The following is a 17,866-nucleotide window of genomic DNA, read 5'->3' as shown; positions in this document are numbered from 1 at the left end:
CATTGCTTTGACCGACCTGGCACCTTTTCTAGCCGAAACAAGAGATTTTTTGATTACATATTGCAATCTTATTTCTTGTTTTCGGTTTTTATTTGTTATATTTGACATGATTATTATTGAATTTATTAATTTCTTTACGGGACCTCTCGTATAGACTTTATAGGCACAAAAAGACTGTTACGGCAGTCTTTTTTTATGCGCTACGTTTATACTTTAGGGATTTGGCTTCTTTGCAAACTCTATTGAACTCTTCGGCTGTGATAAAGTATTTCCTTCCGAATTGTTTAGCGTTGATCACACCGTCTTTAATTTTCTTCCGAATGGTTTGTACACCCATTGGTGTATTGTCGGCCAAATCCTGCGGTGAATAATGTTTGATTTCCTGTACTTGGGGCAACCTATCCACTATCATCTGGATGGAAGATTTTAGTCCCCGGATTTCTTGAAGTAGTTCTAAATGTGGATTATATTCCATTTCCTCGAATTTTTAATTCCTATTCGAGGTCTAAGGTATAATGAGGAGTGTGGTGTAATCGGTTATAATTAGTTACAAATATCTTTCTTGAAAAAGACAAAATTCTTTTTCTGCTTTTTCAAGGCCCTTTGTATTGCCAATCAATTTAAGTTTATTAATCACATTAACGTATCTCCCTTCGTGATCTGAAATAGCTTTTGGAGAATCATCCTTTGGGTGGTGAACCCTATTAAATTCATCCTTAAACGTATTGTTGAAATAGGTTGCTATATTACCGTATGAATTTTGACCGTCAACATTTCTCAACAAATTTTCAATTTGGACCTTGTTTAGTTTTTTATCTTCCTCATATAAATACCTAAGCAACATTGCAATTTCCTTAGCAGAAAGACCTTCGAGATAAATTTTACCTTCCTTGTATTTTTCATCAGGAGCAGCATCTAAATTTTCTAAATAATCCTTCCACAAAATATATTTGGCATATATCTTAGATACCTCCTTTGGGGTATACCAGGCTCCTTCTTTTAGGTAATAACCTGTTAAAAGGTTTATATATATAATCTCATCTCTGTTTTTATGACTATCTGGGAAATTGTGGTCTTTATTCGAAAACGAACCAACCATACCTTTCGCCTTCTCAATAAAGTTTTTCAATGATTCAAGTTCATTGTTAATGAATGCCTTATTAAGCTCAGAGTCCAAAATGCTATGATTTGGCTCGTCATCCTTAAGGATCGATAAATGAACTTCATAAGCCTCCTTCTTCATCAAGGCAAATTGAACTTCTGGGGTAATCTGATTTTCTTCAAAATATTCACTATATTTTTCGGCGGTCAAACCATTGGTCTTCTTTAAATAATCTGAAATCAACAGTTCTTCATTTTCAGTAAGCACTTTCATCAATCAACTTTCTTTAAAGGTTCGAAATCCACTTTAAAAACATCCTTTACCGCTTCTGATTTGGCTACATCGTCAACTTGGTAGTACTGGTTTAGTGTCTTCATGTCGCTGTGGCCACTTATAGAGGCTATAAGCTTATCGCTAAAGCCCTTTTTCTTCATCATGGTTATAAACGTCCTCCGTGCTGTATGGCTTGAAATACGCTTATAAAATGGCATTACTTCCCTTATACTTTCCTTACCTTTTGTGACAACCTTTTCTACGTCATGGGTGTACCCGGCTGCTTCAAAAACATCCTTAATATATTCATTGTGCTTTTGGTTCGCAATCAGTGGAAGGTCAAAATCATATTTCCTTAAAATGAACATCGCCAGATCGTTCAAAGGAATCCTTCTGACCTCCTTTTCCGAGTTCTTTTCTTCTTTTAGATGAAGTTCACCATCAATGACATTTTCAGGTGATATAAGCTTTAGTTCACCAAATCGCATGCCGGTAACGCAAGCAAATACAAAAACATCCCTTATTCTTTCAAGGCTTTTGTTCTTAAACTCATGTTTCATTAGAACATCCAAATCTTTTAGGTCCAGAGCGATTTGATTTGTTACCACCACCTTCTTCTTCTTGAATTTTCTAAAATCATCCCTGTATGTGTACCCGTTTTCCAAGGCCCAACCCATAAAGGTCTTGAACAGGCCTACATTACGGGAAAAAGTATTGTTGACATGTCCTTTATAGTTCATACAATAGTCCGTGAACTCAGCATGAAATCTGTTATCTATAGTATTGAAAGAAAGCTTGTACTTTCTATCCCCCTCAAAATCCTCAAGAATGTTCTTGATATTGTCATACCTTTTTACGGTGCTGGGGGACCAATCACCTATCTTTTTTTTGAAGTCCATAAACTCATCATAAGCCTCAAAGAATAGGTTTTTGGCATTCGGTAGGCGTTTAAACTCCTTATCAAATTCATCCTTCAATACCTTGGATGTAAAATCCCTGTCCATCGATTTACAAATGGCCTGTAGCTCCTCAAATTTATCCTTGTAGCGGTTTATTTGCATTCTTATGGAAGATGCAAGATTGGAGCGGTTGGGACCATGCAACATAGGTTGGCGGTTCTTAAAGTCCCAGCTTTTTGGGGCAATCCTTTCTCCAGTGGAATAGATGAAACGCTTTCCTTCATTTTTAAAATTACACCGGAAGAGAATGAGTGTTTCTTTGTTTGATTCCTTGCCCTTACCCTGAGGTTCCTTTAAAACAAATGTTGATCTAAGCGTAGACATACCAGTTGACTTTTTAGTTGACTTATTTTACAAGGTTTAAATAAAAAGTCAACCATATTAAATATACTAAAGCCACTGTTTTTAAGGGCATTATAATGCTTATTATTTGTCAATGTGTTATCAACATGTAAAAGTTACAATACCCTCCGGCTCCACAATCACTTACAACTGCCACATGGCAGAAACATAAAAACCCATCAAGTTTTCTTGGATGGGTTTTGTTGTTTTTTGACATCAATTTTCAAAAAATTGGCTGTTGTATTTGCAACATGGGAGGTTGGGGGATGTGGAGAAGCAAATTCCTCCGGCTCCACTCTAAAAAGTGCCTTATCAGTTTATGATATAAACTTCATCTTTCGATACTCAAAAAGCAGACAAGGGTTTCTTATTGACCTGTTTAAAAAATATTCCCCTCAATATGCGTGTGCTTCTGGCGTCATGTACCACGATTGATCAATGCCTTTCCGTCCTGGATTTTCCTATAACCACAGAAGCATTGAAGTGTTTTCGCTAGAACACAAGGTTGTAAAAACGCTTAAAAAACCTCGATTCTTACATATGAAAGTGCAAGTGATTGGATAGAGGCATGCAAATTCCGTCTTGAACTTTTTGGGATTCAGGTTCAAAATCCAACAGTTCGGTCATTCTTTTTATGGCTTGTCGAAGGGTTAAAGGACTTTTGGGGCATCAACCAATAACGAACAGTCATGAAATTTTTATCCTTTCTCCTATTTTTAGCCCTTACATGGACATCTTTAGCCCAAGAAATTATAAATGGGACTGTCACTGACACCAAGGGCAATCCCATAATGGGTGCCAATGTCTATTTAGAAGGTACTTATGATGGCACTTCAACCGATGTGGAGGGTCATTTCCGTTTTGAAACCACTGAAACTGGAACCCAGACCTTGGTCATTTCCATAATGGCCTACGAGCCCCATTATGAAATGGGCGAGGTATCCTATTTCAAAAATCTAAAGATTCAATTAGCAGAAGCCATCAACCAACTAAACGGGGTCACTCTTTCAGCAGGAACATTTGAAGCTGGTGACAATTCCAAGGTGTCCGTGCTAAAACCTTTGGATATTGTCACAACAGCCGGGGCAGCAGGGGACTTTGTGGCCGCCTTACAGACCTTGCCGGGTACCACAACCGTAAATGAGGATGGCCGTTTGTTTGTTCGGGGCGGTAGTGCGGAAGAGACCCAAGTGTTTATTGACGGGCTCCGGGTCTTCCAACCATTCAACGCCACAACAAACAGTGTTCCCACACGGGGGCGTTTCTCTCCTTTTTTGTTCAAGGGGATCACCTTTAGCACCGGGGGTTATTCCGCAGAGTACGGCCAGGCGCTCTCCAGCGTCCTCCTATTGAACACCACAGATGTGCCAGAGGAGGAAAAAACGGATATCCAAGTAATGTCTGTTGGAGGTGGGATAGGACATACCGAGATTTGGGGCAATACTTCACTGAGTGTAAATACCAGCTATATCAACCTTTCGCCCTATGAAGCTTTGCTTCCATCCACTCAGGGAATGCAGTGGAACGACCCCTATGAATCCATTTCGGGGGAGGGTGTATTTCGAGTGAAGGGGGACCGAAGTATGTTTAAGTTTTACACTGGATTCAACCGAGCGACCCTAGATATTTCCCAGGAGGATATAAATTTTCAGGATTTGGTCCGATTCCGGTTGAAGAATCAAAATCTCTACTTCAATTCATCATACAAACACTTTTTTGAAAACAATTGGAGCATCTTTTCAGGGGCCAGTATGGCCAGTGATGTAAATGATATTACAGTGGTTGAAGATGCCATAACTACCAAAGAAATCAATTCACATCTAAAAATAAAGCTCAAAAAAGGGTTTTCCAACCAGTTTGAGTTGAACATGGGGGGCGAACTGTTCAGCACAAACTATGATGACACCTATCAAGATAGTGATGGATTTACATTTGATGGCGGATTCGATGACCTATTGGTTGCAGGTTTTTTGGAAGGAGATATATTTTTCAGTAAAAATTTGGCCCTAAAATTGGGTGCCAGGGCAGAACATTCCAATATATTGGACCAATTTACCATTTCACCTAGGCTTTCCTTGGCATATAAGTCTGGAGAAAATGGTCAATTTTCTTTGGCCTATGGTGATTTCTATCAAAAACCATTGACCGAATCCATAAAATTTGACCAAAGTCTTGATCTGGAAAAAACCTCACACTATATTCTAAATTACCAATACCTCAACAATGGAAAAACCTTTAGGGCCGAAGCGTACTACAAGGATTATGATGATTTGGTAAAGTTCAATACGCAGGTACCGGAATTCAACTCCATTTACTCCAACTTAGGAGAAGGCTACGCCACCGGTATCGACCTATTTTGGAGAGACAACAAGAGTATAGATAATCTGGACTACTGGGCATCTTACAGTTACTTGAACACCGAGCGCGATTATAGAAACTTTGCAGAAGCTGCTACCCCAAATTTTGCGCCCGAACATAATTTTTCACTTGTCACAAAATACTGGGTAGAAAAATGGCGTAGTCAAGTGGGTATCTCATATTCGTTTAGTTCTGGTAGGCCTTATCACAATCCAAATACTCCTGAATTTATGGGAGAGAAAACCAAACCCTATAACAATTTGAGTTTTAATATGGCGTATTTGATTGACCAGCAGAAAATACTCTACTTTTCAGTTAACAATGTGCTGAGCTTTAACAACATAAGCAATTACCAGTACGCCAATGCCCCAGACAACAATGGGTTTTATAACCGAAGGGCGATTACACCTCCTGCTGACAGTTTCTTCTTTGTGGGCTTTTTCTGGACCATCAGCAAAAACCAAAAAAGCAACCAATTGGACAATCTTTAACAGTTCATCCACAAAACTGTACAACTCGGTAAGCTAACATTTTTAAACAGGGTTTAGTACTGCATCTTTGAATCATCAATAATCACTCATAAAACGATAACTAAAAATCTTAAAAAATGAAAAAACTAGTAGCTATTATTTGCATCGTTGTATCATTTACAAGTTCTGCCCAAGACCGTTACACGGAAGGAATGTCAAAAGCCATGCAACTCTGGGGGGAACAAAAGACAATGGAAGCTTCCCATCTTTTTGAACGCATTGCCATGGCCGAAACAGACAATTGGTTGCCTTATTACTATGTGGCCCTTGTGAATACCACTGCTTCATTTGGTGAGAGGGACGAAACAAAATTGTCCCAACAATTGGAAAAAGCCAAGGAATTTGTTGATGTCGCCAAAAACATTTCCCCAGAGAATCCCGAACTATTGATTATGGAGGCCATGATAAACACTGCGTGGATTGCTTTTGATGGTGCCACCTATGGAATGGAACTATCGGGCAAGAACACCAAACTGTACAATGAGGCCATGGCGCTGGCACCCAATAATCCAAGGGTAATATTCTCAAAAGCGGAATGGGACATGGGCTCGGCTCGCTACTTTGGGAAGGATACCACACCGTATTGCGAGGACGTTGCAAGGGCAATAGAACTTTTTGCCTCCACCGATACCAATAAAGTCCCTTTCTATCCCAATTGGGGAGAAGATAGGGCCAAACAAGTATTATCCCAATGCAAGTCCTAAGTTAGGACCTACTTCATGTCGCATTGGATGATGCGTAAGATATGGTGGCCTGAATTGATTTAGGGCCACCTATATTCCCAATAGTATTTTTTACTGAATCAAAGGGCTCGGCCCTGGTTTTTAAGTTGTTGGCCCTATAAACATACTTTCCGTCTCATAAAACCTTTCTATCTAAAAATTTACAATTCAATATGTTCCAAAAGTTTACGAATACATAAAAAACAAATTGGTTCGCGTAAAAACCAAATTTCTCGTTCCAAATGTTTTCATCTTGAAGGTTCAATAGAAACGTCTTTTCATGAACTTCAAGTTAGTGCCCATTGTGTTGTTGCTTTTATCACTGCACTTAAATGCGCAACGTCAGTTAAACCTAAAGAAAATCGACTCTAAGATTACAATCGATGGCATTTTGGATGAAGCTGTTTGGCTACGCTCGGAAAAAACCGCGCCCTTTCTAAATCAATGGCCAAAGGACACCGGTGAAGCTGACTCCCAAACCGAGGTTCGCATGGCCTATGATGATGCATTTTTATATGTAGCCATAAGCTGTCATGAAAAGAACAACCAACATGTAATTCGTACGCTGAAACGGGACCAAGATGATGAACATTTTGGCAGTGACGGCATCGCCCTTGTTTTAGACCCCTTCAACCAAAAGACCAACGGTTTTTTCTTTGGTGTAAATGCTGGTGGGGCTCAATTTGAAGGATTGATCAGTGTGGAAGGCAATGAATCATATATCAATGAGAATTGGGACAATAAATGGTTTTCTGAGATTTCTTTGGGCGATAATGTTTGGTATGTTGAAATGGCAATACCCTTCAGAACATTGCGGTATGATTCTTCCATCACAGTTTGGGGGTTAAACTTTGTGAGAAATGACATGAAGAACAACTATTTCTCCTCATGGAACCGGGTACCCCTCAACTTAAACACCATTAATCTGGGATATACGGGAGAACTTTTATGGGATTCCAATCCTCCAAAGGCTAAAAAGGGAAACATTAATCTTTTGCCCTATTTAGCTGGGGGAGTTTCCAAAGACCATGAGTTGCAAAGCGCAGAGGACTACAGCTTTGATGTGGGCCTGGACGCCAAATTGGCCGTTTCTTCATCCTTGAATTTAGACTTGACCCTTAATCCTGATTTTTCTACCGTGGATGTAGACCAACAGATTACCAACCTTACTCGATTTGCGCTTTTTTTTCCAGAAAGAAGAGGCTTTTTTCTAGAAAACAGCGACCTGTTCACCTCATTTGGAAAGGAAGACATCAACCCTTTCTTTTCCAGACGAATCGGGCTTGCCAATGGGCAGCCTATTCCCATTCAATATGGAGCCCGAATATCAGGGAATTTGTCCAATAAATTACGGGTTGGAGTAATGGATGTACAAACAGCAAAAACCGACAATGTAAACGCGCAAAATTATTTTGTTTCTTCCTTCTCACAGCGTTTTGGCAAAAGATCTACCATGGATGCGCTGTTCGTCAATCGGCAGCGTACCACCCAAACCTCAGATTCTACCCAAGCTGCCTACAACAGAGTTATGGCATTGGAATACAATTTTTTGGATGTAACGGGCAAATGGAGCGCAAATTTGGGCATGCACAAATCTATTAATCCCGGTGAGCTTGATGAAGAATCCTATTATACCGCTACTGTTCGGTTCAATAATAAAAACATATTGACCCGATTGTCTGGCGACAGAGTAGGTGAAAATTACATCACCGATGTAGGTTTTGTGCCAAGGTTGGACAATTTTGATGCTGAGAATGAAGTTTTTGTGAAGCTGGGATACTATCAATTGTCCCATCTTTTTGTGTATAATTTCCTTCCTGATAATGAGACCTCAAAATACAACCTCCATGGCCCACGGGTTTCCACACGGGTCTTTTTGAACATGGATGGATCATTGAACTCTTCATTTGCGGGCCTTTTTTACTTTTTTGATTTTAAGAATCAGAATGCGCTGGAGTTGAGCTATGTCAACGAAAAAAACGATTTGCCTTTTGATTCTTTTATAGTGGGAAACGTTCCCTTTCCAAAGGGGTACTATTCATACGATCGCGTCGGGTTTTGGTATCGCCTTGATCCAAGAAAACTATTCTCGGGAAGCTTGGGCGCAGAGTATGGCAGTTTTTACAGTGGTAACAGATTGTACATTGAAGCGGAAACCAATATTCGTTTTCAGCCGTGGGGCAATTTTATGCTACGCTATAATTTTAATGATGTACAGTTGCCTTCAAATTTGGACAGTGATCAATTGCATCTTTTTGGATTTACCTCCGAAATATCGTTTTCAAATACCATGTTTTGGACCACATTCTTACAATATAACACCCAACAGGACAACATTAATATCAACAGTCGGTTTCAGTGGCGCTTTTTGCCCATGTCCGATTTTTTTGTTGTCTATACCGAAAACTATTACCCCGAAAACTTGGCCATCAAAAACCGGGGAATTTTAGTGAAATTGACCTATTGGCTTTAAGAGGAAGAACTTTCTACGGATGTGGTCTTGTTTTTAGACAGAAATCTTGGATAATTGAAGCCTAACCAAACCCCTGCTATCAATGAACCCCCAGCCAAAATATCGAACCAGATGGGATCTCCGGTTTTGTCCGTTATAATAAGATAGGTCATTTCTAAGGTAATAAGCACTGAAATGCCCAATGGTACCAAATTAATCTTACCATGAATGATCAATCTAGCAACAACGCCAGCCAAAATCGCTGCAATGAATGTGGCCAATCCACCAAATACAATCTCGCTAAAGGATGAGGTGGTATAGCTTATTCCATTAAAAAGCACCTCTTGAGCTATGGTGGCGAAAATGATCAGGGCAATTTCACCCCCAATGATTGCCGATACAATCCGAAAAATTTTCTTTGAGTCCATATTTTCTAAATTTTTGTAGCCGTAATCGTTGCGTCCGGGGAGCGAAGTGTCAAAGAAGTAATAGTGTTGTTTTGAGTTTCAAAACTTACGGTAACAGAGGGAGCACCATTATAAATATATAAATTGTCCTCTACTTTGAACAAGGCACCACCAAAGCCCCCAATTGGCCCCAAAGCCATTTTTTGGGCCATGTTCAGCGCAATGGTAAAACCCTCTTTTTCACCTTCACCATATTTGTAGTCCCCTAAATACCTTTCTTGTTCCTCTGCGGTTTCTTCCATATAAGTTTCTCCACCGGCATCACCCAAAGATTCCAAATAGTCTATGGTTTTTTTGAGATTATCAATTTCGGTATGCGTCATCTTATCTTTCATACGCTCCCCATAGTAGGCATGATCTAGCAAGCTTATGCCATGTGGGCCCATGGTCTTTTGCAAACCAGGTGAGTATTCTATCATAGATTTTACCACATCATGTGCACCCATCATGGCGAAGGTGAAAATGGTAGGCCTGGCCCCTTTACCCATGAGGTATTGCACAATATCCCTTCGTCCTACATGGGAAGCCGCGCCGATGGCCGACTCAAAATCTCCAAAACGCCATTCCCAAACCGATCGGGCAAGTTCAGGTCTTTTATCCACAAGTTCCTTTACACGTTCCAGATTGGAATGTGATTTCCCCACTACCTCCAATACAATTTCAGGGTCTATGTTAGGAAAGTGATCGGGAATGGTGTTATATGCAGTGCCTAAAGGCTTATTATGCACTTTCTCATTCGTCATGGCCAACGAGGGCAGCGATAACGCTACCAAACCCATTGCCGAGGTTTTTAAGGCTGCCCTCCTACCTTTTGACATGCGTTCTGAAGCTTTCATAATTGTTATTTTTTTATAGTGTGATTAAATGTCCAGGTAGCATCAGGCTGCTTGATCCATTTCTGGGACTTGTCATCAAAAATCTGGCTCTTGGTAAGGAGAGTGGAATCATTCAAGAAAATATGGGTATCCTTATGCATTCTCGTTGCTCCATTGGAGTAGGTCATTTTAAAATGTGATTCCCGCTTTAGTGCATCGGGGAAAAAGGAAAATCCACTTGCACTACCATATCCCCCCTTCTGTTCAAAAAAGATAGAGTCTTTTTTTGCATCATGATATTCTCTTACAGTCCAAAAGAGAATGGTGTCCCCGCTTTTTGAAGAACCTAAAATTTCTCCACTTAAAGTGTCGCCTTCCATTAATTCAAACTTCATGATGAATGCATCAAATGCTACAGTTGTATCATTTGGAAAATGTACCCATGAGCCCCCATTTTTTTCAAGCTTTTTAAAAAACTGACGGGCGTTTTCCATGGGTTCGTTCTTCATCGGCCTTGCACATGACAATATTAGGATCAAAACCATTCCCACAATTGAATATCTAATACTCATAGTCCAACCGTACTTTTAAAATGACTGGTTCGTATAATTTATGCATGGGGAGCAATCCATTTTCATCGAATTTTCCGAATTGGGCATTTGCGATATAATAAAATTCATCCTTTACGATTTCACCTGTTGTTGGGGTATCCATCATGGGGTGTTTTATTTCCAGCGGCTGTGACCTTATGATTTTGCTTCCGTTCTCGTCGAGGAACAACCGATTCACCGTATTGATGTCAGATTGTATTCCAACAAGCGAGTTTTTATAAAAATATAGGCCATCAATGCTTTCTCTTCTCGATATTTTTAAACCATCTGGAATTTCCAGTGGACTTATTTCACCAGAGCTTATATTGATCAAAGCAATACCATCTGAATGGGCCACGTACAGTTTTTCACCATTTTCTGAAAAAGCAATGCCATTTGGGTATTGTATCACATCCGATGTGTACACTTTCTCCAACGTTTCACTGCCATTTTTGATTCTATATATGGCATGATCCTGAAACATATGGGTCACAAAGACATCACCGTTGGGGGCAATGGCAATATCATTGAAAAAATGGACTTCTCCTGGGGCATTGTAGATAAATTTTCCAAGAAGCTTTCCGCTATCCAAATCATATTTAAAAATTCCGGCGGGGCGGCCTTCTTGATCATCTTTTAAGCTGTAATCTTCCAAGTTATCACCTCCGGAGCTGCATGCCCACAAAATTCGTCGGTCTATATCAATCTTTAACCCAATGACCATCCACATGCCATGCTGCTTAGCAGCCCCAAAATCCATGATGTTTCCATTACGGTCCCGCCTTATAATTTTACCCTTTCGGGTACTGCCCATAAAAAAACTTCCAGTTGCGGGGTCGTACGCAATACTTTCAGGAATCAAATCCTTTTCTGGAATGGTAAATGCTATGTTGCTATTATTGTACGGCTCAATAGTATCTTGGGCAAAGCTAGGTGCCATTGCCAATATGGAAATACCAAATACAAATGCATACTTTTTCATGGGATAAAACGATCTTATTGATTTTCATAAATGTACTTGTATCAAGGAGGCCAGTTTTGTGAATTATATATGTGGATTGGTATTTTATGCATAGGGCACACTTTCTTATGCAAAGAAATTTGGATAATTTACATTGGCATTCACATAAAAAGTAATAAGGGTGGTTCCAAAAAGGCTTAAGTTTAAATTCTTATACGTTGGGAGTGAGCTTTAAACATATTTTATACCATATCCTATTTTGGGTGGTCATCATGTTGGCTTTTGCGGTTTCCGAGTGGGGGTACCGACAATCCATGCAGGATGCCATTATTTTTGAATTGCTGTTCCTACCCTCAAGATTAGTCGCCGTCTATGTAAACTGGTTTGTTCTAATTCCAAGGATTCTTTATAACAATAAAATCTTGGCCTATTTTGGAGTTTTGATATTGGTTATAACCATTTTGGCCATTGCCCATCGCTACTTTGTATTGTATTGGGGGTATCCAAACTATTTTCCCCAGTGGGTGGATGTCTCACGAGATCGGGTCTATGATTTGCCCAGATTGGCTCAAAGTGCACTGATAATTATATCTCCTGTTGCATTTACCACTGGTTTTAAACTATTTGCAGATTGGTTCAAACAACGTAAGGAGACAGAAATGCTCAGGGAGGAAAAAAGGGATGCGGAGCTTAAGTTTTTAAAGTCTCAGATAAATCCCCATTTTTTGTTCAATACCTTGAACAGTATTTATGGCTTGGCCCTTGAGAGTTCAAAAAAAACACCGGGTTTAATTTTGAAGCTGTCAGATATTCTGAGCTATACGCTATATGAGTCTGGAATGGGCAAGGTTCCCCTTGACAAAGAGATACAACTTATAAAAGACATCATTTCTTTGGAAAAGGAGCGTTTTGGGAAACGATTGGATATTTCCTTCAATGTTGAAGGGGATACCAAGAACATACAAATCCCACCTTTACTCTTGATTCCCCTAGTAGAAAACGCCTTTAAACATGGTATACAAAACGAAGTAAAAAAAGGATGGATAAACATTAAATTATTCTCCCACGTGGATAAACTAAGGTTTTCCATTTCCAATAGTGTGCCATCTGGTATGGAAAAGAAGAAGAACATGGACGGGTTAGGCCTTAAAAACATTAGTAGGCGGTTAGAACTGTTGTTTGAAAACAGACATCTGCTTAAAATAGAGGAAAACCAAGATACATTTTCCGTGCATATGGAGATTAACTTTAACTCTAAAACAGATGCTTAAGTGTTTGATCATTGATGATGAGCCCATTGCGCAGAAAATTATTAAAGGGTACTTGGAGGATACACCTGGGCTTGTTCTATTTGGCGTTTGCGATAATGCCATAGAAGCCATCGAGGTTTTGGAGAACCATGATTTGGATATTATTTTTCTGGATATTGAAATGCCCAAACTTTCTGGGCTGAGTTTTTTGAAAACATTGGAGAAGGCCCCCGAGACAATTATTACAACTGCCTATCGGGAATTTGCGGTAGAGGGTTTTGAATTGAGTGTTGCAGATTATTTGTTGAAGCCTTATTCATTTGAAAGATTCTTAAAAGCCGTCAATAAGGTCAAAAAAAGGATTGAAGCAGAAAATAGAATGGATAAAGGCAGCGGTGCGGACAGACCATCTTACACCTATTTTAAATCTGGCAGAAAGAATGTGAAGGTGAATTACAATGAGATTGTAATGATAGAAGGGCTAAGCAATTATGTGAAGATTCACTTAAATGATAATAGAATTTTAGTGGTGTATGAAAGACTTTCGCATCTGCAAAAGGTATTGCCTTACGAGAAGTTTGCCCGAATTCATAAGTCCTATATCGTTTCGTTGGAAAAGATAATAAAATATGGTGTCGATTCTGTGGAAGTTGGTGAAAAGGAATTTACTATTGGTAAAAGCTACAAAGAAAAGTTTTTGGCAAAAATCAAAAAGTTGAACCCTTGATTCATTGAAATTAACCGAATGCTACTGGAATACGATAATCAGATATATCGTTCAAAAGTCGCAAGGTACCCCAAACATATATCAAACTTTTCGCCAAGAAAATGAACAGTTGTGGCTTGGATAACTATTTGTAGAGAGACCGCTTTTTGATTGACTTCCATAGATTCCATTCTACTTTTTCGGTGATATCAACTAAAGGAGCACTAATTTTCAACTCTAATTCTTAAAGCAGTACTGAACTTATTAGTTGTAGAATAACACTGATTGTTCTACGCAACAAAAACCATATATCTTCATCTATCCTAAAAAAATGGACAGCCATGAAAAAAACAGTTTTTCTCTCTATTCTGATTTTGGGCCTCCTCTCTTGTGGGTCAGACGATAGGACTATGGAAACTTCGGGCTTGGTAGGTCAATGGAAATTAACCGAAGCCTTTATTAGTGCTGGTGGGCCTCAATATTGGGTGGATGTTGAAAATGGAGAAGAATTTACATTCTTTGAAAACGGCACATTCAGTTCCAATAAATTTTCTGAATGTACCACTGGAATATTTTCAACGGATCAAAATGGCTTGTCTCTTCAATATGATTGTGATGGTTTTGACCCTAAATCGGAAAATATAGACGGGTTCATAACATTTGATTTGGAACTTGAAACCAATTATTTCATCGTCACTCCCACAAGTGGTCCCATTTGCATTGAAGGGTGCAGCTATAAATATACAAGACGATAGTATGAATTGACATAATACCTAATACCATCAGGTAGCTTTCGCCACATCATTGCATTTCTTAAAATCCAAGCTAGATTCATCTGCAAAAAATGAAATTGAACATTGGGTCAATACGATTCCTAAGGAAAATGGGATGCTAGTGATTTTATCAATACCTTTTCAAGAATCCTGAACAGTTTTGAAGCGTTTTCCAAAAGTTTTAAAATTAAAATCTATCGATACTTTATAAAGGCTTATTGACTATCTTATGTAGTTTTAAGCTAGAAACAAGCACTATGAAGTCTAAATTTCCCTTGATTTCCCTTTTCCAATTGCTATTTTTAACTGCTTTTGCCCAAACCGATCCCACTATCTTTGATGACTTGGAGTTCCGATTTATCGGTCCAGAAGGCAACCGGGCCATTGCTATCGCCGGTGTGCCTGGAGACCCCATGGTCAATTATATTGGTGCTGCTTCTGGAGGTCTTTGGAAAACCACTGACGGTGGCATCAACTGGAAACCTATTTTTGATAACCAAGAGGTTTCTTCCATCGGGTCATTGGCCATTGCCCCCTCAAATCCAGATATTGTCTGGGTGGGAACAGGAGAAACTTTCCTCATAAGACCTGCACATGCCATGGGAGATGGCATCTACAAATCTGAAGATGCTGGGAAAACCTGGAAAAAAATGGGATTGGAAAAAACAGGCCGTATCGGCCGAATAATTGTGCACCCATCCAACCCTAATATTGTATATGCAGCTGCATTGGGCCATACGTATGGACCTCAGCAAGACCGTGGAGTTTACAAAACCGCCGATGGTGGCAAAACATGGAAAAAAATCTTCTTTGTCGACGAAAACACCGGTGCTGCCGAGTTGGCTATCGACCCAAAAAACCCAGACCGCCTTTTGGTAGGGATGTGGTCTATAAACATCAATACGTGGGGATTGAACAGCGGTGGCCCCGGAGGGGGAGTGTATCGTACCACAGATGCTGGTAAAACATGGGAACCCCTTTCTAAATACGGCTTGCCCGGAGGCAAGAACAACCCAGTTGGAAAAACGGCGGTGGCAATTGCCCCTTCCCAACCCAACGTTGTGTATGCCCTTTTTGAAATTGATAGTCCTGCCCTATACCGTTCCGAAGATTTTGGAAATACATGGACGCTCAAGACCCGCAATCATGATATTGCAGAACGGGCACCTTATTATACACGAATGGCTGTTTCTCCAACCAATCCCGACGAACTTTATTTTGCCAGTGTAAAATTCAGCACGTCCAAGGATGGTGGAAAAACCATATCCGGAGGGTATGCCGCTGGTGGTGACAATCATGATATTTGGTTGGACCCCACCAATGCAGACCGAATGATGGTAGCGCATGATGGGGGTGCCAGTATAACCTTGAACCATGGAGAAAGTTTTCAACGAGTGGTTCTTCCCATAGCCCAAATGTACCATGCGGCAGTGGACGACCAAATTCCGTACAATGTGTATGGAAACCGCCAAGACGGGTACTCCTACAAAGGGCCCAGTAATAGTTTACAAGGGTATATCCCTCTAGGTTTATGGGAAGGCGTGGGCGGTTGCGAGAGCGGATTCGCCCAACCTGACCCTTTCGATAATGACATTGTCTGGTCTGGCTGTTACGATGGTGGATTGCAACGGTACAATGCCCGTACCGGTCATGCCCAAGATGTTCGCGTGTGGCCCGAAGCAGGATATGGTTGGGAACCTGGAAAATTGAAATATCGCTGGCACTGGAATTTTCCTTTGGCTTTCTCGCCCCATACCCAGCATCGAGTGTATGTAGGGAGCCAGTTTGTGCACAAAAGTGATGACAATGGGCAAAGCTGGCAGGTAATCAGTCTAGATTTAACCTTAAACGACAAAACGCATCAACAGAATTCAGGAGGTATCGCCATTGATAATCTTATGACCTTTGATGGCGCTACGCTGTTCAGTATTGTGGAATCTAAGTTGGAGCCCGGGCTTATCTGGACCGGAAGCAATGACGGTCAAGTTAATTTGACAAGGGATGGTGGTGAAACTTGGACCAATATTACCAAAAACATCACTGGTCTACCCAAATGGGGAACCATTGCCAATATTGAAGTATCCCGTTTTAAAAAGGGGACCGTTTACATTACTGTAGACCTTCACCAAATGGGCGATTTTGACCCTTATGTTTACAAAACTTCGGATTATGGCCAGAGCTGGAAATTAGTCAGTAAAAGTGTTCCAAAATCAGTGCACAGTTTTGCCCATGTGATTAAAGAAGATCCAAAAAGGGAAGGTATGTTGTACCTAGGGGTTGACAACGGAATCTATATCAGTACCAATGATGGTGAAAGTTGGATGCGTTTGCGAAACAACCTCCCCCCCGCCCCCGTATATTGGTTGGAAATTCAAGAACGTTTTGATGATTTGGTAGTGGGCACTTACGGAAGAGGGTATTACATTTTGGACAATATTGCGCCTCTGCGGGAATACGATATGGATGCCGCAGGTACAAATGCCCATTTGTTCAGCCTACGCCAAGCGTATCGATTTCAAGATAGGCAAAGTATAAAAACTGATGGGCCAAGTTTAAATGCTGGAGAAAACCCAGCGTATGGTGCTGATATCAACTACTATTTAGCCAATGGCGATTATGAAAAGGTTCAAATTCAAATTCTATCAGAAGATGACGAGCTTATAAGAACCCTTGAAGGGAAAAAAGAAAAAGGAATTAATCGGGTCATGTGGAATCTTCGATATGAGCCTACTTATAAACCAAAACTGCGGTCAACACCTCCAGGAAGACCATGGGTACAACTCAACGGAGAAGGCTGGAGACCTTTAGTAACCTGGGATTTGGATTTGATGCGCGGTCAATATGGACCAAAAACAGTGCCTGGTGTTTACAAGGTTAAATTGATTGTAGATGACAAGGAATATGTTCGAGAAGTGGAGGTCTTAAAAGATCCTTCTACCGAAGGTAGTTTAGAGGATATTGAAAAACAAGTGGCCTTTTCGTTGGAACTGCGCGATGCTATGAATCTGGCCGTGACCATGATCAATGATATTGAAATGATACGTGCTGAGTTGAATGAGGTCATTCCCCAACTTAAAAATAAGAATGATACAAAAAAAGCAGAAGAACTCCGAGTTTTAGCTGAGTCGATTGCGGGCTCATTGTATGACATTCATTTGACAGGTGCCCGGGAAGATGCTTTTAGGTCACCCATGAAACTTTATGGCCGATTGAGCGCCCTTGCCAGTGACATTACTGCATTTGGTGTAGATTTTAAACCAACGGACCAACAAGAAGAGGTGTACTCCATCTTCAATAAGCGATTGAAGGATGTTGACGCCAAATTCAAGAGGTTCATGAATGTGGAAATCAAGACGTTTAATGACCAGCTTAAGAAAAGTGAGCTTCAAATCCTCTTGGACAAGAAGATCAAATCCTAGATACTCGGGTAAATCCCTAAACAAAAAGAGGGTGTTTAAAAAGTTTTAAACACGTCATTCTGAATTTATTTCAGAATCTCATCATACGGATAAACAAATCATTATGTGAACCTGAAACAAGTTCAGGTTGACGAAAACTCACTTTTT

The 17,866-nt window shown here is 40.2% G+C and carries 14 protein-coding genes; 7 read left to right on the top strand and 7 right to left on the bottom strand.

Features of this window, described 5'->3' with window-relative positions; all coding sequences use genetic code 11:
* Nucleotides 1-193: 193 nt before the first annotated feature.
* The 3 genes from ACFOWS_RS04540 to ACFOWS_RS04530 form a co-directional block, all read right to left on the bottom strand.
* Nucleotides 194-475, bottom strand: coding sequence for a hypothetical protein (locus tag ACFOWS_RS04540; RefSeq protein ID WP_379762777.1), 282 nt, complete (start codon nucleotides 473-475; stop codon nucleotides 194-196).
* Between the two features lie 72 nt (nucleotides 476-547).
* On the bottom strand, nucleotides 548-1,375 hold the full coding sequence (locus tag ACFOWS_RS04535) for a hypothetical protein (RefSeq protein WP_379762776.1): 828 nt from the start codon (nucleotides 1,373-1,375) through the stop codon (nucleotides 548-550).
* Nucleotides 1,375-2,658, bottom strand: a complete 1,284-nt coding sequence (locus tag ACFOWS_RS04530) for a tyrosine-type recombinase/integrase (protein WP_379762775.1) — start codon at nucleotides 2,656-2,658, stop codon at nucleotides 1,375-1,377. The genes ACFOWS_RS04535 and ACFOWS_RS04530 overlap by 1 nt, the downstream gene beginning before the upstream one ends.
* A 707-nt stretch (nucleotides 2,659-3,365) precedes the next feature.
* Between ACFOWS_RS04530 and ACFOWS_RS04525 the strand changes: the two genes are divergently transcribed.
* The 3 genes from ACFOWS_RS04525 to ACFOWS_RS04515 all read left to right on the top strand — a co-directional run bounded on the left by ACFOWS_RS04525 (nucleotide 3,366) and on the right by ACFOWS_RS04515 (nucleotide 8,759).
* Complete coding sequence (locus ACFOWS_RS04525; RefSeq protein WP_379762774.1) at nucleotides 3,366-5,525, top strand: TonB-dependent receptor; 2,160 nt, start codon at nucleotides 3,366-3,368, stop codon at nucleotides 5,523-5,525.
* Between the two features lie 116 nt (nucleotides 5,526-5,641).
* The gene (locus ACFOWS_RS04520; RefSeq protein ID WP_379762773.1) at nucleotides 5,642-6,268 is read left to right on the top strand and encodes a hypothetical protein; all 627 of its coding nucleotides are present in this window, start codon (nucleotides 5,642-5,644) and stop codon (nucleotides 6,266-6,268) included.
* 298 nt (nucleotides 6,269-6,566) lie between these two features.
* Nucleotides 6,567-8,759, top strand: coding sequence for a DUF5916 domain-containing protein (locus tag ACFOWS_RS04515; RefSeq protein WP_379762771.1), 2,193 nt, complete (start codon nucleotides 6,567-6,569; stop codon nucleotides 8,757-8,759).
* On the opposite strand, the gene ACFOWS_RS04510 is transcribed toward ACFOWS_RS04515, so the two are convergent.
* The 4 genes from ACFOWS_RS04510 to ACFOWS_RS04495 are packed head-to-tail and all read right to left on the bottom strand — an operon-like array spanning nucleotide 8,756 to nucleotide 11,592.
* The gene (locus ACFOWS_RS04510; RefSeq protein ID WP_379762770.1) at nucleotides 8,756-9,166 is read right to left on the bottom strand and encodes a hypothetical protein; all 411 of its coding nucleotides are present in this window, start codon (nucleotides 9,164-9,166) and stop codon (nucleotides 8,756-8,758) included. The genes ACFOWS_RS04515 and ACFOWS_RS04510 overlap by 4 nt on opposite strands.
* A gap of 5 nt (nucleotides 9,167-9,171) precedes the next feature.
* The gene (locus ACFOWS_RS04505) at nucleotides 9,172-10,041 is read right to left on the bottom strand and encodes a hypothetical protein (protein ID WP_379762769.1); all 870 of its coding nucleotides are present in this window, start codon (nucleotides 10,039-10,041) and stop codon (nucleotides 9,172-9,174) included.
* Nucleotides 10,042-10,046: 5 nt separating this feature from the next.
* Nucleotides 10,047-10,592, bottom strand: coding sequence for a hypothetical protein (locus tag ACFOWS_RS04500; RefSeq protein ID WP_379762768.1), 546 nt, complete (start codon nucleotides 10,590-10,592; stop codon nucleotides 10,047-10,049).
* Nucleotides 10,582-11,592: an SMP-30/gluconolactonase/LRE family protein gene (locus tag ACFOWS_RS04495; RefSeq protein WP_379762767.1), complete on the bottom strand. Its 1,011-nt coding sequence runs from the start codon at nucleotides 11,590-11,592 to the stop codon at nucleotides 10,582-10,584. The genes ACFOWS_RS04500 and ACFOWS_RS04495 overlap by 11 nt, the downstream gene beginning before the upstream one ends.
* A 203-nt stretch (nucleotides 11,593-11,795) precedes the next feature.
* On the opposite strand from ACFOWS_RS04495, the gene ACFOWS_RS04490 reads away from it, so the two are divergent.
* The 4 genes from ACFOWS_RS04490 (at nucleotide 11,796) to ACFOWS_RS04475 (ending at nucleotide 17,719) form a co-directional block, all read left to right on the top strand.
* Nucleotides 11,796-12,842, top strand: coding sequence for a sensor histidine kinase (locus tag ACFOWS_RS04490; RefSeq protein WP_379762766.1), 1,047 nt, complete (start codon nucleotides 11,796-11,798; stop codon nucleotides 12,840-12,842).
* Entirely contained in the window at nucleotides 12,835-13,548 is a 714-nt protein-coding gene (locus ACFOWS_RS04485; RefSeq protein WP_379762765.1) for a LytR/AlgR family response regulator transcription factor, read from the top strand. Before ACFOWS_RS04490 ends, ACFOWS_RS04485 begins: the two co-directional genes overlap by 8 nt.
* Nucleotides 13,549-13,868: 320 nt before the next feature.
* Entirely contained in the window at nucleotides 13,869-14,282 is a 414-nt protein-coding gene (locus ACFOWS_RS04480; RefSeq protein WP_379762764.1) for a hypothetical protein, read from the top strand.
* A 275-nt stretch (nucleotides 14,283-14,557) separates the two neighbouring features.
* Entirely contained in the window at nucleotides 14,558-17,719 is a 3,162-nt protein-coding gene (locus tag ACFOWS_RS04475) for a WD40/YVTN/BNR-like repeat-containing protein (protein WP_379762763.1), read from the top strand.
* Nucleotides 17,720-17,866 lie beyond the last annotated feature (147 nt).

The sequence above is a fragment of the Flagellimonas marina genome (assembly GCF_042651185.1).
Classification (GTDB): Bacteria; Bacteroidota; Bacteroidia; order Flavobacteriales; family Flavobacteriaceae; genus Flagellimonas; species Flagellimonas marina.
This window is presented reverse-complemented; position numbering and strand designations above follow the sequence as displayed.